Genomic DNA, 20,850 nt, shown 5'->3' on the forward strand with positions numbered 1-20,850 from the left:
CCCGAAGGCCCGGCGCTCGAACGCGCGCTGACCACCCCCGCTGCTGTACTTCTTCATCCTGGGCGACGTGCTCGGCGCGGGCGTCTGCGTGCTGGTGGGCCAGGTGGCCGCCGACGCCGGGGGAGCGGTGTGGGTGCCCCTGGTCGTCGCGCTGCTGCCGGCGCTGCGGTCAACGCGCGGGGCATCAACCGTCCGTGGCGGTACCGACGGCCCGGCTCGCCGGTCGAGCGGACCGCTGCTGGAGGTGGTCGAGGCGGCCGGTGGCGTCCCGTCCCGCCTGTTCAGCGCCGTCGCTCCGGTCGCCGTGGCCAACGGCGCGCTGCTCACCGGCATCATGTCCTCCCGGCCGGCCTACGGCATGGCCCGGGACGGGCTGCTGCCCGCCGCGCTGACCGGGGTGCTGCCCGGCCGCCGTGGGCCGCGATCGCGGTCACCACCCTGCTGTCGATGCTCCTCGCGCTCGCCACGCAGATCGAGGCGGAGGTGTGGCTGCGCGGGCTGCTGGTGGTGGCCGTGGGGATGGTCCTGGCCGCGCGCGGCCGTACGACGGGGCAGGGCCGCGGACCCGGCCGGGCGCGGGTAGCGCTGCCCCGGTGGGTCCGGCACCGTCATCCCGCCAGGACGGCACAGCCCGACGCGAGCAGCGCGAGGACCTTCACGATCTCCAGTGCGACGTAGTGGAGGTGCGCGCGGGAGCGGTGTTCCGCGGGATCCTCGCCCGCGAGCGCGGCGTCGGAGCGGCGGTTCAGCAGCGGGCGTACGACGCCGAGCTGTACGGCCAGCACGGCCACCGCGACGGCGGTGGGCGCCACGACGGCCGCGGAGGGGTCGCCGGTGGCGACCGCGACGACCACGGCGACGGCGAGGACGGCCTCGACGAGGTTCAGCGCACGGAAGACCATCCGGCCGATACCGAGCCCGATCGGGATCGTCACCCCGGGGGCCCGGAACTTCAGCGGCGCCTCCAGGAAGGAGATCGCCAGCACCATGCCGAGCCACAGGAAGGTGACGGCACCTGCCACGGCTGCCGATGTCGTGTCCATCGCGGAGACCTCGCCCTTCTCGTCGTCCTTCTCGGTGGCCTTCCGGCCGCGCCCCCGTGCCAGAATGTACGACCAAGTCCACGCCGCCCGTCCCGCACCCCCCCCGCATCGTCCCGCTCCGAGGTTCCCGTGACCAAGCCCGTCGCCCGTGAGCCGCAGCGCCGCAACGCGCGCTCCAACCGGGCGCGCATCCTGGCCACCGCCCGCCGGGAGCTGGGGCGGAACCCGGACACCACCCTGGAGGAGCTGGCCCGGGCCGCCGGTGTCGTACGCCGGACCCTCTTCGGCCACTTCCCGGGGCGCGCGGCGCTCCTGGAGGCCCTCGCCGAGGAGGCGTCCGAGGCGCTGCGGAGCGCGATGGCCGACGCGGCGGAGCCGGCCGAACCGGCCGACCGGGCGCTCGCGCACTTCACGCTGCTGATGTGGCCCGTGGGCGACAGGTACCGCATGCTGCTGGCCCTGGCCCGGCACGACCTGGGCGTGGAGCGTGTGTCCGAGATCCTGGCCCCGGCCCGCGCCGAGGTCACCGCCATCCTGGAGCGTGGCCGGCAGGACGGCGTCTTCCCCGCCCACCTGCCCCCCGCCGTGCTGAGCGCCGGACTCGAGGCGATGGTCGTCGCGCTGCTCGAGCAGGTCAACACCGGTGCCCTGGAGGACGACGGCACCCGGGCGGCGGTCGCCATCCTCATCGCGGCCGGGGTGCCGGAGCGGTCCGCGCGGGCCGTGGTCGAGAGCGTGGGTCCGGCGGTTCTCGCCAAGTCCGTCCCGGCCGAGTAGGCCACCCTCCCGTTCAGCAGGCGCCCACCGGTTGGTGGGCGCCTTATTTGCACGTCCATGTGCAACAAACTATTCTGCTCTTGTCTGCTCACCTATGGGCAATTAACTTGCCCTCGCTTGTTTCCGGGAGCCTCCATGCCCCTACTGGCCACCACCCCCGTCGAGAAGATGCCCGGGCCCTACGCCCGGCGCTGGTGGGCTCTCCTGGTGCTCTGCCTGAGCCTGCTGATCGTCGTCATGGCCAACACGTCCCTGATCGTGGCCGCCCCGGACATGACCACCGACCTGGGGCTGAGCAGCAGCGACCTGCAGTGGGTCATCGACGGCTACACCGTCCCGTACGCCGCGCTGATGCTGGTGCTCGGCGCGATCGGCGACAAGTACAGCCGTCGCGGCGCCCTCGTCACCGGTCTGGTGATCTTCGCGGGCGGTTCGGTGATGGGCAGCCTGGTGCACGAGACGGGGCTGGTGATCGCGGCCCGCGCCGTCATGGGCGTCGGCGCCGCCGTCGTCATGCCGGCCACGCTGTCCCTGTTGGTCGCGGTCTTCCCCAGGGGGGAGCGGGCCCGCGCGATCACCGCCTGGACCGCCACCTCCGGACTCGCCATCGCCGTCGGGCCGCTGGTGGCCGGCTGGCTTCTGGAGGACCACGCCTGGGGCTCGACCTTCCTGGTCAACGTCCCCGTCGCGGTCCTCGCCGTCGTCGGCGCGCTGGTCCTCGTACCGCCGTCCAGGGCGGCCGGCACGGGCCGCATCGACTACGTCGGCGGCCTGCTCTCCATCGTCTCCGTCGGCAGCCTCGTCTACGCGACCATCGAGGGCCCGCACTTCGGCTGGGGAGCCGGTCCCGTCACCGCGGCCGTCGTCGCCGGAGTCGGCCTGATCGCCTTCGTCGCCTGGGAACTGCGCCACCCGCACCCCATGCTGGACGTGCGCAGGTTCCTGCTGCGGCCCTTCAGCGGCTCGATGCTCGCGGTGCTGTTCTTCTTCTTCGGCACCTACGGCGCCATCTACTACGCCACGCAGTTCCTGCAGTTCGTGCTCGGCTACGGCGCGCTGGAGACCGGCGTACGGCTGCTGCCGCTGGCCGGGGCGGTGTTCGTCGGCGCCGCGGTGACCGGGCGGCTCACGCCGAAGCTCGGCGTGCGGGCCATGGTCGGCTCCGGCATGGCGATCGGCACCGGCGGAGTCTTCCTGCTGGCACTGATCGACCAGGGCTCCACCTACGCCGACTTCCTCGCCCCGATGCTGCTGCTCGGCCTCGCCATCGGCCTCAGCGTCTCCCCGGCCACCGACACCATCATGGGCTCCTTCCCGGAGAGCGAGCTCGGCGTCGGCGGCGGCGCCAACGACACCGCCCTGGAACTCGGCGGCTCCCTCGGCATCGCCGTCCTGGGCTCTCTCCTCGGCACCTCCTACCGGGACGAGCTGGCCGGCCTGGTGGGTGACCGGCTCCCGGCCGCCGCCCTGGACACCGCCCAGGACTCGGTGGGCGGCGGACTGGCCGTCGCCGAGCGGCTCGCCACCAACCCGGCCGCCGGGCCCGAGCAGGCTGCGGCACTCGCCGACGCCGTGCACAAGGCCTTCGCCCACGGCGTCTCGACGACCAGCCTCGTCGGCGGCTTCATCATGGCCGTCGGCACCGCCGTCGTCCTCGCCGTCCTGCCGGGGCGCCGGGCCCGCCGCGCCGCGGGGGACGACTCCGCGCAGCGCCCGGCGCGGGACCGGGACGACGCCGAGCCGAGCCGGTCAAAGGGCTGAGCCGTCCCCGCTCCCGCCGCCCCGTCGGTCGGCCAGCGCCGCCAGCTCCTCCGCCGTACGCGGACCGGGCGCCGCGTCGGGCAACAGCCCCCGCGCCCGCAGCAGTCCGGCCGCCGCGACGCCCCACGGCAGCCGCAGACCGGCCTGCCGCAGCAGGCCGGTGCGGGCCAGCGTCGAGGCGGCCGGGCCGGTGCGGACGCCGTCCGGCGTGAGCAGGGCGGCGTCGTCGGACCAGCGCAGGGCCAGGTCGACGTCGTGCGTGGCCATCACCACGGTGGTGCCGGCGGCCCGCAGCCGGTCCAGCGTGGCGAGCAGCCGCTCCTGCCCGTCCGGGTCCAGTCCGGCGGTCGGCTCGTCGAGGACGAGCACCCGGGGCCGCATCGCGACGGCCCCGGCGATCGCGGTCCGCTTGCGCTGCCCGTACGACAACAGGTGCGTGGGCCGGTCGGCCAGCGCCGCGATGTCCAGCGCGGCGAGCGCCTGCGCCACCCGGGACCGGACCTCCGCGTCGGGCAGACCGAGGTTCAGCGGCCCGAAGGACACGTCCTGGCCGACCGAGGCCGCGAAGAGCTGGTCGTCCGGGTCCTGGACCACCAACTGCACCGTGGTCCGCAGCCGGGTCAGCCCCCTGCGGTCGTACGTCACCGGCTCGCCGCCGACCGTCAACGTCCCCGTGCGCGGCCGAAGTCCGCCGCTGAGCAGCCGCATCAGCGTGGTCTTGCCGCTGCCGTTGCGGCCGAGGAGTGCCAGCGCCCGCCCCTCACGCACCGCGAAGTCCAGGCCCGCCAGCACGTCCGGACCCTCCTCGTACGCGAACGACACGCCCCGCAGGGCGACCAGGGCCGGTTTGGGTGACTGCGCCGGTGTGCTCACGACAGGGGTCCTTCCAGTACGAGGGTGAGACCGGCCAGTGCCGCGAGGAGCGCGACGCTCGCCGCCGTGAACGGCACCGACACCCGTGCCTCGGGCACCAGCACGCGCAGGGTGCCGTCGTATCCGCGCCCCGCCAGCCCCGACTGGAGCCGCGCCGCCCGGTCGAAGGCCCGCACGAACGCGGTGGCGCCGAGCCCGCCCAGCGAACGCCAGGCCGCCGCCCGGGTGGTGTGTCCCAGCCGCGCGGCCTGCGCCTCACGGATCCGGCGCACGGAGTCCAGCAGCAGGAAACTCATCCGGTACGTCACCAGCGCCACGTCCACGACCGGCGCGGGCACCCCGGCCCGCACCAGCCTCGGCAGCAGGTCGGACATCGGCGTGGTGAACGCGAACAGCAGCACCCCCAGCGAGGCCGCCGAGGTGCGCAGCAGCAGCCCACCCGCGCGCACCGCACCGCCGTCGGCCGCCGACAGGAACCCGTCCGGGCCCCCGACCTGCACCAGCAGCGGCAGCGCACCCGTCACGCAGAAGCCCAGCGGCACCCGGTACGCCCGCCACAGCCGGCGCCCGGGTACGCCCGCCGGGCCGAGCAGCACCGTCAGCGCCGTCACCAGCACCAGCGCCGCGCCCGGCCAGGGCGGCAGCGAGATCGCGAGCACGGTCAGCCCGAGCCCGAGCACGGCCTTGTCCACGGGATGGCGGCGGCGCCAGCGACTGCCGTGCGCCGCCGCGTCGATCGGCAGCACTCAGTCCCCTGCGGGAGTGTCCCGGAGTGCCGTCGGCTCCGGCGTCGCCACCAGCGCCCGTTCCTCGCCCTGCCGCCGGCCCCGGCGCAGCCCGAAGTAGTACGCCAGCACGCCCGCGCCGAGCGCGGCCTGCAGCGCGAACAGCGCCGACTCGACCTCCCCGGAGGGCGGTTCGTACAGCGGGGAGAACCACGGCTCGTAGTCCGGCTCGATCTCCGTGATCGCCGTCTCCGCCTCCGCGTCGGCCCCGGCGAACGGCTCCTCCTTGTGGTCGCCGAGCCCCAGCACCAGCGGCAGCACCGCCAGCGCGGCCACGGCGAGCAGCAGCAGGGTGTTGACCTTCGCGTTGCGGCTCACCGGGCCACCGCCTCGGACTTGGCGCCCGCGGTGGCCGTCTTCGTCAGCAGCACGCCCAGCCGGGTCAGTTCGCCCTTGCTGGACTGCACGAGGAGCCGCATCACGATCACCGTGAGCAGGCCCTCGCTCACCGCGAGCGGGATCTGCGTGACGGCGAAGATCGAGCCGAACTTGCCGAGCGCGCCCGGGAATCCACTGCTCGGGTCCGGGAAGGCCAGCGCCAGCTGGACGCTGGTGACGCAGTACGTGGACAGGTCGGCGACGAACGCGCCGAAGAACACGGTGACCATCAGCGACACGTCGTAGCGGCGCAGGAGCTTGTAGACGGCGTACCCGGCCCAGGGGCCGACGATCGCCATCGAGAAGACGTTGGCGCCGAGCGTGGTCAGCCCGCCGTGGGCGAGCAGCAGCGCCTGGAAGAGCAGGGTGATGGTGCCAAGGACCGCCATGATCGGCGGCCGGAACAGGATCGCGCCCAGGCCGGTGCCGGTCGGGTGCGAGCAACTCCCGGTGACGGACGGCAGTTTCAGGGCCGACAGGACGAATGTGAAGGCCCCGGAGGCGCCGAGGAGCAGTGTGCTCTCCGGGTGCTCCCTGACCTCACGGGTGAGTGACCGGACTCCGTGGACGACGAACGGCGCGGACGCGACACCCCAGGCGATCGCGTGCGCCGGTGGCAGAAAGCCCTCGGCTATGTGCATGGCTCAGCAGACCCTCTCCAGCACCTCGTGGATGGACGACGCGCCTTGGCCGGTCTCCTGGCTTACGGGTACCACCGCCCGTGCTCCGCCTTCCCGGATCGCAAGCGATCCAGTGGCTGCCCGTGAGGGCCGGAGCCGGACTTCCCGATTCACAGTGGCGAGGGCCGCACCGGCATCACACCGGTTTCCCGTTCACCAAGGCGTGGCGACAGTAGTGCTCCCACAGGGGTGCGCACAAGCGGGCCTCGGGTCCCGCGCCCGCCCCGCCGGGCCGCCCGGCAGGCCTCAGGGCTGCGGAAACGCCCGGCACCGCCGGGCCGGCACCAGCCGCCGCCCGGCCGCGCCGAACGTGGCGAAGATCTCCGCGCGCCTGTGGTGCGGGGCACGCGGCGGTTTCGGGGCCCGCTTCAGCGGGAGCGGTCCCGCTCGGGCCGCCTGGCCACGATGTTCCGCAGCCGGGTGGTCAGCGCGGTCGCCGCGGCCGTGAGGAAGACGAAGCTGTAGGTGATCTGCAGAATCGTCACGAGCCGCGCGGACTGGCCCCGCGGGGTGATGTCCCCGTACCCGACGGTGGCGAGCGTCACCACGGTGAAGTACAGCGCGTCGAGCCGGGTGTGCAGTCCGGCGAACTCGCCCGGGGACTTGGCGAGGGAGTAGTACGTGGCCGAGAAGACGTGCACCGACAGCACGATCAGCAGCGAGATGGCCACGCCCGGCCGGCTGCCCGGATGATCGATGAGGACGTGCCGGACCTGCCGGAGCAGCAGCACGGCCACGACCGTCAGCAGCAGGATGAACAGCACCCAGCTCAGCACGGGCCGTTGCGGACCCAGGTGGTCGAGGGGGAGCAGGAAGTAGACCACGACCATGGCGACCGCGGCACCGCCGCGCACCAGCCAGGGCCGGGCGGCTTCCCAGCCGGTGCGGGGGTGTGCGGCCCGACGGTTCCTCCCGCCCGTACCGTCCGCCCCGTCCTTGCCGCCCGTGCGGTCCTTCACCGCTCCCCGCCCGTCTTCGCCGCCTCGCCCGCGGCACCGGCCGCCTCCCCGCCGGTGCGGCGCACCAGCTGGGCGACGACGAAGGCGACGACCGACCCCATGACGATCAGCGGCGTCTGGTCGTGGGCGTCCCGGCCCATCAGCAGCACCGCCAGGACCGCGCCGGCCAGGGGCAGTCCCGTCACCGCGGCCGCCGCGGCGGAGATGCCGAGGGCGAGGGCCGGGGTCGCGCCGAACCCGGGCAGCCCGGAGCAGGCCAACGCGGTCGCCGCGCCCAGCAGTACGGCCGGGAAGATCGGGCCGCCGCGCAGTGCCCCCAGCGCGATGCCCCAGGCCAGCCCCTTGCACGCGACCAGCGCGACCAGGGCCCCCACGGACCAGGCATGCGGGTGCGCGGCGAGCTGGGCCAGGGCGGCCTGGCCGGACAGCGCGGCCTCGGCCGGGGAACGGCCGGTGATCAGCGCGTAGGCGGCGACGCAGACGCCGACCGCGGTGGCGCAGACGACGGTGCGCGTGGCGGTGCGGTGCCGGGTCCAGGTGACGGTGCGGTGTCCCAGGCCGCGCGCCAGCGTGATCAGTACGGCGATCAGCGCGGCGGTGGGCAGCCCCCACAGGAAGTCGCCCGCGTCCGGATCGGCCTGCGGCGGCAGCTCGGGCAGGGAGAGCGCGCCGATCTCGAGCCCCGTCCACTGCCCGAAGCCGGTGAAGACCAGGGCGCCCGTCGCGCTGGCCAGCAGACAGGGCAGCAGCAGGGCGACCAGCTGGGTGCCGGCCAGCCCCGCCCCCTCGATGAGCAGGACCGCCGCCGCGATCGGGCCGCCGAGGATGGTGGAGATCGCGGCGGTGGAACCGGCCGTGGCGAGGATCGCGCCCGCCCGCCGGTCGCCGCCCGCGCCCGCCCGCCGCACCGCCAGCAGGGCGAGTCCGCTGCCGACGGCCATGAGGGGGGCCTCCGGGCCCAGCACCACGCCGAGCGGCAGCGTGGCCAGCGCGGCGAGCACCGCGCCGGGCAGGGCGCGGGGGCCGACGGGCGCGCCGCCCAGACCGTTCACCGGCAGATGGCCGCCGCCGCCCGGCAGCCGGGTCACGATCGGCGCCAGGACCAGCCCCGCGAGCACCAGCGCGGGCAGCGGCCACCACCAGGGAGGAGCGTCGTAACCGGCCGCCTCGGGCAGCGAGCTCCACACCCAGTGCTGCAACTCGTGCTGGAGCCCGACGAAGAAGAAGCAGGCCAGCGCGATGGGTACGCCCAGCAGCACGCACAGCAGCAACAGCCGCCGGTAGCCGGGGCTGAGCAGGGTCTGCCGCAGGGACTGCTCGGCCCGTTCCGGAACGGCGTTCGCCGGCGCGGTCACGGAACCCGCCCGCGCGGGCCCCGTCGGGGCAGCGGCCGACTCGTCACACGCCCTCCTTCGTCCGCCCCGGGGTCCGCCGGTCACCCGTGGCCGCGGATGCCGTTCAGTTAACGCGAGGCCGAGGAGACCCGCACGCGCACGCCCGGCGCGCGGTTCACCCGTCCGGCGGACCCACGTGGCCGGGGAGCGCGGACGCCCGCAGGCTCTGAACGACCCGTCGGTGCCGTCGCGCCGGTGGGCAGCGCCCCGTACGGGGGACACAGAGCAGCGCCCCGTACGGGGGACACAGAAAGGACTCCGCTCATGAGCCAGCACGCCGAACCCTCCCCCGGCCGGCCGTCCCACGGCGGCGACGCCTCGTGGGCCCAGCGTTCGGGCGACCGCACCAGCGGCTGGGTGACCGGCGGTGTCGTCTTCGCGGGCGTACTGCTGCTGCTGAACGGCGCCCTCGCCGTCCTGCAGGGCATTGCGGCCATCGCCGAGGACGACGTGTACGCCCGTATCGGCACCTACGTCTACGAGATGAGCCTCACCGGCTGGGGCATCGTCCACGTCGTCCTCGGCGCCCTCGTGTTCGTCACCGGGTACGGCCTGCTCAAGGACATGACATGGGCGCGCATGGCGGGCATCGTCCTCGCCTCGCTGAGTCTGATCGCCCAGTTCCTGTTCCTGCCGTACTCGCCCGTCTGGTCCGTGATCATGATGGCGCTGGACGTGTTCGTGATCTGGGCCCTGGCCAGCCGCCAGGACAGCGCGTCCCGGGCCTGAGACTCCGCGTCCACGTCGGCGGGGCTCAGCGGCGCCGCAGGCCGCGGGCCAGGACCGCTGCGCCCGCGGCGACGGCCGCGACCGCGGACGCCAGGGCCAGGACCCGTGCCCGGCGGCCCGGAGCAGCCGGCCGGGCGCCCGGCGCGGTGCCGTACGCGCTGCCCGGGGACCCGGGATCGGTCCGGGGGCCGCCCGGCAGGGCCGTAGCCAGCAGTTCCGCCAGGTGCACGCCCTCGTCGCCACCGCTGTCGAACTCGTGGATCTGGGTACGGCAGCTGAACCCGTCCGCGAGGACGACGGCCGACTCGTCCTCCTCCCGGAGCCGAGGCAGCAGCACCCGCTCCGCGCACGCCTCGCTGACGTCCAGGTGGCCGCGCTCGAAGCCGAAGTTGCCGGCCAGCCCGCAGCAGCCGGAGTCCAGCCGCTCCGCGTCCACACCGGCCCGGCGCAGCAGCTCCCGGTCCGCCTCCCAGCCCATCACCGCGTGCTGGTGGCAGTGCACCTGGGCCAGCGCACGCGCCGAGCGGTCCGGGACCCGCGGCGGCTCGTAACCGGAGGAGTGCTCGGTGAGCAACTCCGAGAGCGTCACCGTCTGCTCGGCCAGCCGCAGCACGTCCTGGTCGCCGGGGAACAGCTCCGCCGCGTCCGCCCGGAACACGGCCGTGCAGCTCGGCTCCAGCGCCACGACCAGGCCGCCCGCCCGGACGTGCCCGGCCAGGGCGCGCACGGTACGGGCGAGCACCTTCTCCGCCGTGCCCAGCTGCCCGGTGGAGATCCAGGTCAGCCCGCAGCACAGCGGCTCCTGCGGCAACTCCACGCGCCATCCTGCGTGTTCGAGGACCCGTACCGCCGCCCTGCCGATGTGCGGGTGGAAGTGGTTGGTGAAGGTGTCCGGCCACAGCAGCACGGACCCGCGGTGCCCGTCGCCCTCCGGTTCGTGGTCCGCGAACCACCGCTCGAAGGTCTGCTCCGCGAACAGCGGCACCTCCCGGTCCGCCACGCCCGCCACCAGCACCGCGGCCTTCGACAGCAGCGGCGCGTGCGTGAGCGCGTTGACGGCCGGCGCGAGCCGCGTGCGGCCCACGACCCGCGCGAGCGCAGGCAGCCAGCCCATCGACCAGTCCGAGCGCGGCCTGCGCCAGGGCCGGCCTTCGTAGTGGTGGGACAGGAACTCCGCCTTGTACGTGGCCATGTCCACGTCCGCCGGACAGTCCTTCTTGCAGCCCTTGCAGGCCAGGCACAGGTCGAGGGCGTCCTTGACCGCCTCCGACCGCCAGCCGTCCCGGATCGCGCCGTCCCCGTGCCCGTCGAGCATCTCGAACAGCAGCCGGGCCCGCCCCCGCGTCGAGTGCTCCTCCTCCCGGGTCACCTGGTACGACGGGCACATCACCGTGCCGTCGCTGGTGTGCTGCCGGCACTTGCCGACGCCGACGCAGCGGTTGGCGGCCTGTACGAACGAACCCCCGTCGTGCGGGAAGCGGAAGTGCAGGTCACGCTCCTCGAAGGGGGGCCCAGTCACCGCCGAGTCGCAGGTTCTCGTCCAGCCCGTACGGTGCGACGACCTTCCCCGGGTTCATCCGGTCCAGCGGGTCGAAGACGCTCTTCAGCCGCCCGAACGCCTCGACGAGCCGGTCCCCGAACATCCGGGACAGCAGCTCTCCCCGGCTCTGCCCGTCCCCGTGCTCGCCGGAGAGCGAGCCGCCGAACTCGACGACGAGGTCCGCGGCCCGCTCCATGAACCTCCGGTAGGCCGCCACCCCGTCGGCGGTGTACAGGTCGAACGGGATCCGGGTGTGCACGCAGCCCTGCCCGAAGTGGCCGTACAGGCTCGGGCCGGTGTCGCTCAGGTACCCGAACTCCTCGAACAGGGTCCGCAGTCGCCGAAGGTAGTCGCCCAGCTTCTCGGGGGAGACCGCCGAGTCCTCCCAGCCCTCGAAGGTGTCGGGTTTGCCGGGGACGTGCGCGGTGGCCCCGAGCCCGGCCTCGCGGACCTGCCACAGGTCCTGCTCGTGCGACGGGTCGTCCAGGAACGCGCAGTCGGCGTCGTGCTCGGAGCGGTGCAGGGCCTCCAGCATCCGGTGCGACCGCGCGTCGGCCTCCTCGACGGTGTCCCCGCCGAACTGCACCATCAGATAGGCGTTGCCCTCCGGCATCTCGGCCAGCGCCTCCGGGTTCAGGTGCTTGATCCGCTCGTCGCGGACCAGCCGGGCGTCGACCCCCTCCAGCGCGATCGGCTCGTGCGGCAGGATGCCGGGCACCGCGTCGGCGGCCTTGTCGATGGTGTCGAACCCCAGGACCAGCAGGGAGCGTTCCCTCACCACCGGCACCAGTTCCAGCTCCGCCCGCACCACGGTGACCAGCGTCGACTCGCTGCCCACCAGCAGCCCCGCCACGTCGAAGCCGTACTCGGGCAGCAGCGAGTCCAGGTTGTAGCCGGAGACCCGGCGCGGAACGTCCGGGAACCGGCGGCGGACCTCGTCCCCGTAGGTGTCGCGCAGCGCGCGCAGCCGCCGGTACACGGTCGCCCGCAGATCGCCCTGCCGTTCGATCTCGGCGTACTCCGCGTCGCCGGTCTCCCCGCACCAGAAGCGGGTGCCGTCGTACAGCAGCACTTCGAGGCGGGCGATGTTGTCCACCACCTTGCCGTGCGCCTGCGCGGTGGCGCCGCAGGAGTTGTTGCCGATCATCCCGCCGAGGGTGCAGTTGGCGTGGGTGGCGGGCTCGGGCCCGTAGCGCAGGCCGTACGGCGCGAGCTGCCGGTTCAGGTCGTCGAGCACGATGCCGGGCTGCACGACGCAGGTGCGGGCGTCGGCGTCCACCGACTCGATCCGCGTGCAGTACTTCGACCAGTCGAGGACCACGCCCGCGTTGGTGCACTGCCCGGCCAGGCTCGTCCCGCCGCCGCGCGAGAGCACGGGCGCGCCGAACTCCCGCGCCACGGCAACCGCCTCCGTCCCGGCCTCCGGGGTGCGCGGGACGACCACGCCGACGGGTGTCTGGCGGAAGTTCGACGCGTCCGTGGAGTAGGCGGCCCGGCTTCCGGCGTCGAAGCGGATCTCCCCGTCCACCCGGCCGCGCAGGGCCGCCTCCAGCGCCGCGGTGTCGACCGGAGGCGGTGCCCCCTCGCGCGTGACCGGCTCGGGCAGATCCAGCGCACCCATGGGCACTCCTCCGTGTGACGGTGTACGTCCGTCGGCACGGCGGCGGTACCCGCCCGGGCGCGACGGCGATCGCTGAATACCCGGCCCGGCGCCGCACAATCAGCCGCACAATCACCGGACACGGAGCGTCGCCGACCGTGTCGCTGTTGGGCCGAACGGGTGACTTGGCGTAAGAATTGGCTGGTGCAGGCAATGAAGGCGAGTGAAATCGGGGGAGCCGGTGAACAGCCACGACGTCACCGATGAACAGTGGGAAGGGCTCGCCCAGGTCGTTCCGCTGCGCGGGCGCGACGCCTGGCCGTCGGCGGTCGGCCACCGGGCGATGCCGGAGGCGGAGACGGAGCGGCGCCGCCGGTTCGTCGTACTGCGGGTCAACGTGTTCGCGGACGCCCGCGAGGTCGCCGAGACCCTGATGGCGGGCATTCCGGTGCTCCTGGACCTGACCAGCGCCGAGGGCGACGTCGCCAAGCGGGTCCTGGACTTCAGCACCGGCGTCGTCTTCGGCTTGGCCAGCGGAATGCACCGCGTCGACCGCAACGTCTTCCTGCTGACCCCGGCGGGGACCGAGGTGAACGGGCTGATGGAGGGCGCGGTGGGGGTCACCGGGATGTGACATGCCGCGGGCCGGGAGAGGGCGGGGCCCCGGGGAGTGACGGCCGCCCCGGCCCTGACCGCCCGGTCCCCCGATCGTAGGAAAGCCGTCCGGGCAAAACGGTTCGCCGTTCCGCGGAGTCCTACGGTCCGCATATGGCAGCGTCACCTGCGTCCTCCCCGTCACCGGCACCCGCCGCGTTGTCCGGGCCCTCCGCGTCGCCGGCGTCCGGCATGGCGCATCCCGACCGGCCCCGTGTCACCCAGCTGAGGCTGGCCGCGTTCGCCGGGCACCGGCGCGCCGTGCTGCGGCTCGGTCCGCTCACCCTGCTGGCCGGGCCCAGCGGCAGCGGCAAGACCAGTGCGCTCAGGGCGTACGAGGCCCTGGCCCGGCTCGGCGGCGGCGCGGAACTCGGCGCGGTGTTCCCGGACCCGGGTGCCTGCGTGCCCGAGCGGGCCCGGCCCGACGCCCAGCGCCGCCGGGGCTTCCGCATCGGCTGCACGGCCGACGGGGCCGAGGGGCCGGTGCACCTGGACGTCGCCGTGCAGTGCGAGCCCGAGCTGCGCATCGTGGGGGAGCGGCTGACGGCGGACGGCGTCGTGCTCCTGGAGACGGCCCTGCGCGACCCCGGCCGCCGTACCGTGCAGGCGGCCTGGCACACCGCAGGGTCGGCGCCCGTGACCCGCGCCCCCCTGCCGGACGACCGGCTCGGCACCCCGCTGCTGCCGCTGCGGGTGGCCGGCAAGACGGACGGGCAGCGCAGGGTGCTGGCGGCGGCCGAGCAGATGGTGGTCGCCCTGCGCTCCGTCTTCGCCTGCGATCCCCGGCCGGGCCGGATGCGCGAGCCCGTGCCCACCGGCTCGGGGCACCTGCTCGGCGGCTGCGACAACCTCGCCGACGTGCTGTGGCGCACCCGCGCCGAGTGCGGCCGGCGGCACGCGCAGTTCGTCGCGGCGGTACGCACCGGATGCGCGGGCCCCGTCGAGGACGTCCTGGCCGAACCGGACGCCGGCGGTGTGGTCCGCGCGCTGATCGACCGGGGCGGCGGCGCCCGTACCGGTCTCGCCCGCCTCGGCTACGGCGAACTGCGCTATCTCGCCCTCGCGCTCGTGCTGTTCACCGGCCCCGGGGTGCTGGAGGTCGACCCGGCCGGCGAAGTGCCCGCCGCCCTGCAGACGCTCACCGTCCTCGCCGACGGCTTCGACCGCGGCCTCGACGTGCGCCAGCGCGCCGAACTGCTCCGGCTGGCGGCGCGGATGTGCGACCGGGGGCACATCCGCTTCCTCGGAGCGGTCGCCGACGCGTCGTGGGCCACGGGGGCGGCCGGAGCGGTGGGCGGGGGCGGGCCGTGCGGCGTCACGGTGGTACACCTGGACCCGTGACCGATCATCCCCGTGACCTCGCGGCCCTGCGGCGCAGACTGGCCGAGTTCGCCGCCGCGCGCGACTGGCAGCCGTACCACACCCCCAAGAACCTCGCCGCGGCCCTCAGTGTGGAGGCGTCCGAACTCCTGGAGATCTTCCAGTGGTTGACGCCCGAGCAGTCGGCCCGCGTGATGAGCGACCCGGACACCGCGCACCGGGTCGGCGACGAGGTCGCCGACGTCCTGGCCTACCTGCTGCAGTTCTGCGAGGTGCTCGGGATCGATCCGCTGGCCGCGCTGGACGCGAAGATCGAGCGCAACGAGTCCCGTTTCCCCGTGCCGGGCGCCCCGGAAGGCGGACCAGGAGAAGCCGACTGAGGAGCCAGGCACTCCGTTATCACTCTCCGAAGTCAAAATCCGGCCAGAAATCAATTTGTTGTCCGAAGATTTCCACCTTCCTCTGGCTTTTCGCCCCACACGCCTTCACTCTGGGTAGTGGACAACGGAGTTCGGGCGGACGCGCCGCGCGCGCGTCGGAACAGACGGGGGCAGCGCATGGACGCTGTGCGGCTCATCGTGACGAGTGGGCGCGCCCTGGCCGCCGGCGGCGAGGTGCCGGAGGTCCTGAGGGAGGTGTGGCAGGTGCAGGCACTGGCACAGGCGATCGGCAGCCGGCTGGCCGTCCACGGACCACCCGAACTGCGCGGCGAGGCCCTCGGACTGACCGAGCTGGCGGGCCGCGGCTGCGGAGTGCTGCGCACCCCGGAGCTGGCCCCGGGCGAGCTGCGCGCCGCCCAGCTCACCGAACTGGGGGACGCCAGGCAGGCCCTGATGCGCCTGGGCACCCTGCTCGGCGAGACCGGCATCGCCCTCGTGGGCGTCGCCTGCGCCGCCGACGACGAGGCGACGTACTGGCAGTGCATGGAGGCCATCGACGCGGCGGACGAGTCACGGGACCGCGTCCTGGAGATGCTCCGCAAACTGGCGGACCGCGACGCGCACTTACCGCAGCGGGAGGCAGGCTAGGGCCCGCGTTCCGCGCGGCGCGGCCGGAGCCTGTGCCGGACACCCGCGTCGAGCAGGCAGGATGGGAGACATGGATCTCCGTATCTTCACCGAGCCCCAGCAGGGGGCCACCTACGACACCTTGCTCACCGTCGCCAAGGCCACCGAGGACCTCGGCTTCGACGCCTTCTTCCGCAGTGACCACTACCTCCGCATGGGCGCCGCGGACGGCCTCCCCGGCCCCACCGACGCCTGGATCACCCTCGCCGGCCTCGCCCGGGAGACGAAGCGCATCCGCCTGGGCACCCTGATGACCGCCGGGACCTTCCGGCTGCCCGGCGTCCTCGCCATCCAGGTCGCCCAGGTCGACCAGATGTCCGGCGGCCGCGTCGAGCTGGGCCTGGGCGCGGGCTGGTTCGAGGAGGAGCACAAGGCGTACGGCATCCCCTTCCCGAAGGAGAAGATCGGGCGGCTGGAGGAGCAGCTGGCGATCGTCACCGGGCTGTGGGCCACCGAGACCGGCAAGACCTTCGACTTCCACGGCACGTACTACGACCTCACCGACTCGCCCGCGCTGCCCAAGCCCGCGCAGGCCAAGGTTCCCGTGCTCATCGGCGGTCACGGCGCCACCCGCACCCCGCGGCTGGCCGGTCAGTACGCCGACGAGTTCAACATGCCCTTCGCCTCCATCGAGGACACCGAGCGCCAGTTCGGCCGGGTACGGGCCGCCGCCGAGACGGCCGGCCGCCCGGCCGACGCGCTCACCTACTCCAACGCGCTCGTCGCCTGCGTCGGCAAGGACGACGCCGAGGTCGCCCGGCGCGCCGCCGTCATCGGCCGCGAGGTCGAGGAGCTGAAGGCCAACGGCCTCGCGGGCTCCCCGGCCGAGGTCGTCGAGAAGATCGGCCGCTACGCCGAGGCCGGCGCCCAGCGGATCTACCTCCAGATCCTCGACCTCGACGACCTGGACCACCTGGAACTGATCTCCTCCCAGGTCCAGTCGCAACTGGCCTGAGGCCACCGCCGGCCGGCCCGATAACCGAAGGCGCCGGTCACCCGCCCTGTGCGATCGTGTGACCGTCGTTCCGCCGGAGCCCTCGGGGTACCGCCCCGGGGGCTCCCGCGCGTACGGCGTCAGCAGTCGTCCGCTGCACCGCCGACCCGGCCGGAGAGGCCCATGTTCCTGACCGTCACCACCACCGGCACCCCCGAGCACCCCGCGACCGACCTCGGTTTCCTGCTGCACAAGCATCCCGAGAAGGCGCAGGCGTTCTCCACCTCCTTCGGCACGGCCCACGTGTTCTACCCGGAGGCGGGGGAACAGCGCTGCACGGCCGCGCTGCTGCTGGAGGTCGACGCGGTGACGCTGGTCAGGCGCGGCAAGGGCAAGGGCCGCGGCGGCGCCCCCGACGCCGCCCTCGCGCAGTACGTCAACGACCGCCCGTACGCGGCCTCGTCCCTCCTCGCCGTCGCGCTCAGCAACGTCTTCTCCAGCGCCATGCGCGGCGTGTGCGGGGCCCGCCCCGAGCGCGCGGCCGAGCCGCTGCCGCTGCGCGTCGAGATCCCGGCGCTGCCCGCCCGCGGCGGCCCCGGCCTGGTACGGCGCCTGTTCGAGCCGCTCGGCTGGGCGGTCGCCGTCGAGTCCGTGCCGCTGGACACCGAGTTCCCCGAGTGGGGCGACTCGCGCTACGTCCGGCTCGTGCTGGAGTCCGGGGCCCTCACCCTCTCCCACGCCCTGCGCCACCTGTACGTCCTCCTCCCGGTGCTCGACGACGCCAAGCACTACTGGGTCTCCCCGGACGAGGTCGACAAGCTGCTGCGGGCGGGTGAGGGCTGGCTGCCCGGCCACCCCGAGCAGAAGCTGATCACCAGCCGCTACCTGTCCCGCCGCTGGTCCCTGACCCGCGAGGCGATGGACCGGCTGGAGCTGATCCGGCTGGCCGAGACCGACGACAGCGAGGTCGAGGAGATCGACAACGCGGTCGAGGCGGAGGCCGAGCAGGAGGCGAAGCCCACCCCGCTCGCCGTGCGGCGCCGCGAGGCGATCCTCACCGCGCTGCGCGACCACGTCGCCGCCCGCGTCCTCGACCTCGGCTGCGGCGAGGGACACCTGGTGCGCGAGCTGCTCAAGGAGCCGCGGTTCACCGAGGTCGTCGGCGTGGACGTGTCGGTGCGCGCCCTCACCATCGCCTCCCGGCGGCTCGGGCTGGACCGCATGGGCGAGCGGCAGGCCGCACGCGTCCGGCTCTTCCAGGGCTCCCTGGCCTACACCGACAAGCGCCTGAAGGGCTACGACGCCGCCGTGCTCAGCGAGGTGATCGAGCACCTCGACCTGCCGAGGCTGCCCGCCCTGGAGTACGCCGTCTTCGGCGCGGCCCGCCCGCGCACCGTCGTCGTCACCACGCCCAACGTCGAGTACAACGTGCGCTGGGAGAGCCTGCCCGCCGGGCGCCTCCGCCACCGCGACCACCGCTTCGAGTGGACCCGCGACGAGTTCCGCACCTGGGCCGGAGCGGTCGCCGAACGACACGGCTACGACGTGGAGTTCCGCCCCGTGGGCCCCGACGACCCCGAGGTGGGCCCGCCCACCCAGCTGGCCCTGTTCGGCCTGGGGACCCCGGCCGGGACCCCGGCCGGCACCGCGGCCGAGAAGGAGGCGAAGGCCGCATGAGCACCCCCGAGACCACCCCCGAAGGCCCCGCGCGGGCCCGCGCCCTGCCCGTCACCGACCTCTCCCTCGTCGTGCTGATCGGCGCCTCCGGCTCCGGCAAGTCCACCTTCGCCCGGCGCCACTTCAAGCCGACCGAGGTCATCTCCTCCGACTTCTGCCGGGGCCTGGTCGCCGACGACGAGAACGACCAGAGCGCCGGCCGCGACGCCTTCGACGTCCTGCACTACATCGCGGGCAAGCGGCTCGCCGCCGGCCGCCGCACCGTCGTCGACGCGACCAACGTGCAGCAGGACGCCCGGCGTCAGCTGATCGACCTGGCCAGGAGGTACGACGTGCTGCCCATCGCCGTCGTCCTCGACGTGCCCGAGCAGGTCTGCGCCGAGCGCAACGCCGGCCGCACCGACCGCGCCGACATGCCCCGCCGGGTCATCCGGCGCCACATCCGCGAACTGCGCCGCTCCCTGCGCCACCTGGAGCGCGAGGGCTTCCGCAAGGTGCACGTCCTGCGCGGTGCCGAGGAGGCCGAGCACGCCACCGTCGTCACCGAGAAGCGCTTCAACGACCTCACCCACCTCACCGGCCCCTTCGACATCGTCGGCGACATCCACGGCTGCGCCGCCGAGCTGGACACCCTGCTCGCCAAGCTCGGCTACGACACGAACGGCGTCCACCCCGAGGGCCGCACCGCCGTCTTCGTCGGCGACCTCGTGGACCGCGGCCCGGACAGCCCCGGCGTCCTGCGCCGCGTCATGTCCATGGTCAAGTCGGGCAACGCCCTGTGCGTCCCCGGCAACCACGAGAACAAGTACGGCCGTTACCTCAAGGGCCGCACCGTCCAGCACACCCACGGGCTCGCCGAGACCGTCGAGCAGATGGCGGGGGAGAGCGAGGAGTTCCGCGCCGAGGTGCGGGAGTTCATCGACGGACTGGTCAGCCACTACGTCCTCGACGGCGGCAGGCTGGTGGTCTGCCACGCCGGGCTGCCCGAGAAGTATCACGGCCGCACCTCCGGCCGGGTCCGCAGCCACGCCCTGTACGGCGACACCACCGGCGAGACCGACGAGTTCGGTCTGCCCGTGCGCTACCCGTGGGCCGAGGACTACCGGGGCCGCGCGGCCGTCGTCTACGGCCACACCCCCGTCCCGGAGGCCACCTGGCTCAACAACACCATCTGCCTCGACACCGGCGCCGTCTTCGGCGGCAGGCTCACCGCGCTGCGCTGGCCGGAGCGGGAGATCGTCGACGTACCCGCCGAGCGGGTCTGGTACGAGCCGGCCAAGCCGCTGCGCACGGAGGCGCCCGGCGGGCACGACGGCCGCCCGCTGGACCTGGCCGACGTCCAGGGCCGCCGGACGGTGGAGACCCGGCACGCCGGACGGATCACCGTGCGCGAGGCGAACGGGGCCGCCGCCCTGGAGGTCATGAGCCGCTTCGCCACCGACCCCCGCCTGCTGCCGTACCTCCCGCCGACCATGGCACCGACCGCCGGCTCCGGCGTGGAGGGATACCTGGAGCACCCGAAGGAGGCCTTCGCGCAGTACGCGGCGGACGGCGTCGAGCGCGTCGTGTGCGAGGAGAAGCACATGGGTTCGCGGGCGGTGGTCCTGGTCTGCCGCGACGCGGAGGCGACCCGCGCCCGCTTCGGCGTGGAGGGCCCCACGGGCTCCCTCTGCACCCGCACCGGCCGCCCCTTCCTCGACGACGCACCGGTCACCGAGGAGATCCTCGGCCGGCTGCGCACCGCGATCGGCGAGGCGGGGCTGTGGGAGGAACTGGCCACCGACTGGCTGCTCCTGGACACCGAGCTGATGCCGTGGTCGCTCAAGGCGTCCGGGCTGCTGCGCTCCCAGTACGCCGCCGTGGGCGCCGCCTCCGGCGCGGTGTTCCCGGGCGCGCTGGCCGCACTGGAGGGCGCCGCCGCGCGCGGGGCGGCGGTCGGGGACCTCCTCGACCGCCAGCGCGCCCGGTCCGCCGACGCGGCCGCCTTCACCGACGCCTACCGCCGCTACTGCTGGCCCACCGACGGCCTGGACGGGGTCCGCCTGGCCCCGTTCCAGATCCTCGCCGGTCAGGGCCGCAGCCTGGCCGCACTGCCGCACGACGAGCAGCTCGCCCTCATCGACCGGCTCGTCGAGCACGACGGCAGCGGCCTGCTGCGGACCACCCGGCGCCTGTACGTCGACACCGGCGACCCCGAGTCGGTGGCGGCCGGGACCGACTGGTGGCTGGAGATGACCGGCCGCGGCGGCGAGGGCATGGTCGTCAAGCCGGTCGGCGCCGTCGTACGCGACGAGAAGGGCCGCCTGGTGCAGCCCGGCGTCAAGTGCCGGGGCCGCGAGTACCTGCGGATCGTCTACGGTCCCGAGTACACCCGCCCCGACAACCTCGCCCGGCTCAGGCACCGGTCCCTGAACCACAAGCGGTCCCTTGCAATCCGCGAGTACGCCCTCGGCCTGGAGGCCCTGGACCGCCTCGCGGACGGCGAGCCGCTGTGGCGCGTGCACGAGGCGGTGTTCGCAGTGCTGGCACTGGAGTCGGAGCCGGTGGACCCGCGCCTGTGACGTACGTTTTCGGCCGAGTCGCCCACCAGGGGCGGCTCGGCCGGGCCCAGTGCGCCCGAACCCCACAGGTCCCTGGTTAACCGTCAGCTCCCGTGCTAACTTCGCAGGTCGGTCAGGG

The 20,850-nt window shown here is 74.0% G+C and carries 18 protein-coding genes, 1 pseudogene and 1 riboswitch; of the genes and pseudogenes, 11 read left to right on the forward strand and 8 right to left on the reverse strand.

Annotated elements, in window-relative coordinates; genetic code table 11:
* Positions 1-67: 67 nt before the first annotated feature.
* On the forward strand, positions 68-583 hold the full coding sequence (locus ACIQFU_RS31375) for a hypothetical protein (protein ID WP_402556023.1): 516 nt from the start codon (positions 68-70) through the stop codon (positions 581-583).
* A gap of 25 nt (positions 584-608) precedes the next feature.
* Here the strand turns inward: ACIQFU_RS31375 and ACIQFU_RS31380 are convergent, their stop codons facing one another.
* Positions 609-1,043 carry a hypothetical protein gene (locus tag ACIQFU_RS31380; protein ID WP_402556024.1) on the reverse strand — a complete coding sequence of 145 codons (435 nt, stop codon included), beginning with the start codon at positions 1,041-1,043 and terminating at the stop codon, positions 609-611.
* 129 nt (positions 1,044-1,172) lie between these two features.
* On the opposite strand from ACIQFU_RS31380, the gene ACIQFU_RS31385 reads away from it, so the two are divergent.
* Complete coding sequence (locus tag ACIQFU_RS31385) at positions 1,173-1,820, forward strand: TetR/AcrR family transcriptional regulator (RefSeq protein WP_402556025.1); 648 nt, start codon at positions 1,173-1,175, stop codon at positions 1,818-1,820.
* A 135-nt stretch (positions 1,821-1,955) separates the two neighbouring features.
* A complete protein-coding gene (locus ACIQFU_RS31390; RefSeq protein ID WP_402556027.1) occupies positions 1,956-3,581 on the forward strand; it encodes an MFS transporter in 1,626 nt (541 codons plus the stop codon).
* On the opposite strand, the gene ACIQFU_RS31395 is transcribed toward ACIQFU_RS31390, so the two are convergent.
* The 6 genes from ACIQFU_RS31395 to ACIQFU_RS31420 all read right to left on the reverse strand — a co-directional run bounded on the left by ACIQFU_RS31395 (position 3,570) and on the right by ACIQFU_RS31420 (position 8,611).
* A complete protein-coding gene (locus ACIQFU_RS31395; protein WP_402556029.1) occupies positions 3,570-4,454 on the reverse strand; it encodes an ATP-binding cassette domain-containing protein in 885 nt (294 codons plus the stop codon). The genes ACIQFU_RS31390 and ACIQFU_RS31395 overlap by 12 nt on opposite strands.
* Positions 4,451-5,200, reverse strand: a complete 750-nt coding sequence (cbiQ, locus tag ACIQFU_RS31400; protein ID WP_402556031.1) for a cobalt ECF transporter T component CbiQ — start codon at positions 5,198-5,200, stop codon at positions 4,451-4,453. The genes ACIQFU_RS31395 and cbiQ overlap by 4 nt, the downstream gene beginning before the upstream one ends.
* Complete coding sequence (locus ACIQFU_RS31405; protein ID WP_402556033.1) at positions 5,201-5,557, reverse strand: energy-coupling factor ABC transporter substrate-binding protein; 357 nt, start codon at positions 5,555-5,557, stop codon at positions 5,201-5,203.
* Positions 5,554-6,258 carry an energy-coupling factor ABC transporter permease gene (locus ACIQFU_RS31410; RefSeq protein WP_402556034.1) on the reverse strand — a complete coding sequence of 235 codons (705 nt, stop codon included), beginning with the start codon at positions 6,256-6,258 and terminating at the stop codon, positions 5,554-5,556. Before ACIQFU_RS31410 ends, ACIQFU_RS31405 begins: the two co-directional genes overlap by 4 nt.
* 29 nt (positions 6,259-6,287) lie before the next feature.
* Positions 6,288-6,473: riboswitch (cobalamin riboswitch) on the reverse strand.
* Between the two features lie 192 nt (positions 6,474-6,665).
* Positions 6,666-7,127: a potassium channel family protein gene (locus ACIQFU_RS31415; protein WP_402556128.1), complete on the reverse strand. Its 462-nt coding sequence runs from the start codon at positions 7,125-7,127 to the stop codon at positions 6,666-6,668.
* A 125-nt stretch (positions 7,128-7,252) separates the two neighbouring features.
* Positions 7,253-8,611, reverse strand: coding sequence for a chloride channel protein (locus ACIQFU_RS31420; protein WP_402556036.1), 1,359 nt, complete (start codon positions 8,609-8,611; stop codon positions 7,253-7,255).
* 303 nt (positions 8,612-8,914) lie between these two features.
* Between ACIQFU_RS31420 and ACIQFU_RS31425 the strand changes: the two genes are divergently transcribed.
* Complete coding sequence (locus ACIQFU_RS31425; RefSeq protein WP_402556038.1) at positions 8,915-9,379, forward strand: hypothetical protein; 465 nt, start codon at positions 8,915-8,917, stop codon at positions 9,377-9,379.
* Between the two features lie 25 nt (positions 9,380-9,404).
* Here the strand turns inward: ACIQFU_RS31425 and ACIQFU_RS31430 are convergent.
* Positions 9,405-12,540 (reverse strand): annotated as a pseudogene (locus tag ACIQFU_RS31430) (FAD-binding and (Fe-S)-binding domain-containing protein).
* Positions 12,541-12,760: 220 nt separating this feature from the next.
* Here ACIQFU_RS31430 and ACIQFU_RS31435 point away from each other — a divergent pair.
* From ACIQFU_RS31435 to ACIQFU_RS31465, 7 genes are all read left to right on the forward strand, one after another.
* Positions 12,761-13,153, forward strand: a complete 393-nt coding sequence (locus ACIQFU_RS31435) for a cell division protein SepF (protein WP_402556040.1) — start codon at positions 12,761-12,763, stop codon at positions 13,151-13,153.
* Between the two features lie 134 nt (positions 13,154-13,287).
* Positions 13,288-14,514, forward strand: coding sequence for an ATP-binding protein (locus tag ACIQFU_RS31440; RefSeq protein ID WP_402556041.1), 1,227 nt, complete (start codon positions 13,288-13,290; stop codon positions 14,512-14,514).
* Positions 14,511-14,873 (forward strand): nucleotide pyrophosphohydrolase, encoded by a 363-nt coding sequence (locus ACIQFU_RS31445; protein WP_402556043.1) that lies wholly within the window; start codon positions 14,511-14,513, stop codon positions 14,871-14,873. The genes ACIQFU_RS31440 and ACIQFU_RS31445 overlap by 4 nt, the downstream gene beginning before the upstream one ends.
* Positions 14,874-15,050: 177 nt before the next feature.
* A complete protein-coding gene (locus ACIQFU_RS31450) occupies positions 15,051-15,521 on the forward strand; it encodes a DUF6099 family protein (RefSeq protein ID WP_402556045.1) in 471 nt (156 codons plus the stop codon).
* Between the two features lie 70 nt (positions 15,522-15,591).
* Positions 15,592-16,515: an LLM class F420-dependent oxidoreductase gene (locus tag ACIQFU_RS31455; RefSeq protein WP_402556047.1), complete on the forward strand. Its 924-nt coding sequence runs from the start codon at positions 15,592-15,594 to the stop codon at positions 16,513-16,515.
* A gap of 162 nt (positions 16,516-16,677) precedes the next feature.
* Complete coding sequence (locus tag ACIQFU_RS31460) at positions 16,678-18,171, forward strand: 3' terminal RNA ribose 2'-O-methyltransferase Hen1 (RefSeq protein ID WP_402556048.1); 1,494 nt, start codon at positions 16,678-16,680, stop codon at positions 18,169-18,171.
* On the forward strand, positions 18,168-20,732 hold the full coding sequence (locus ACIQFU_RS31465) for a polynucleotide kinase-phosphatase (RefSeq protein ID WP_402556050.1): 2,565 nt from the start codon (positions 18,168-18,170) through the stop codon (positions 20,730-20,732). Before ACIQFU_RS31460 ends, ACIQFU_RS31465 begins: the two co-directional genes overlap by 4 nt.
* Positions 20,733-20,850 lie beyond the last annotated feature (118 nt).

Source organism: Streptomyces sp. NPDC093065, assembly GCF_044754585.1.
GTDB lineage: Bacteria > Actinomycetota > Actinomycetes > Streptomycetales > Streptomycetaceae > Streptomyces.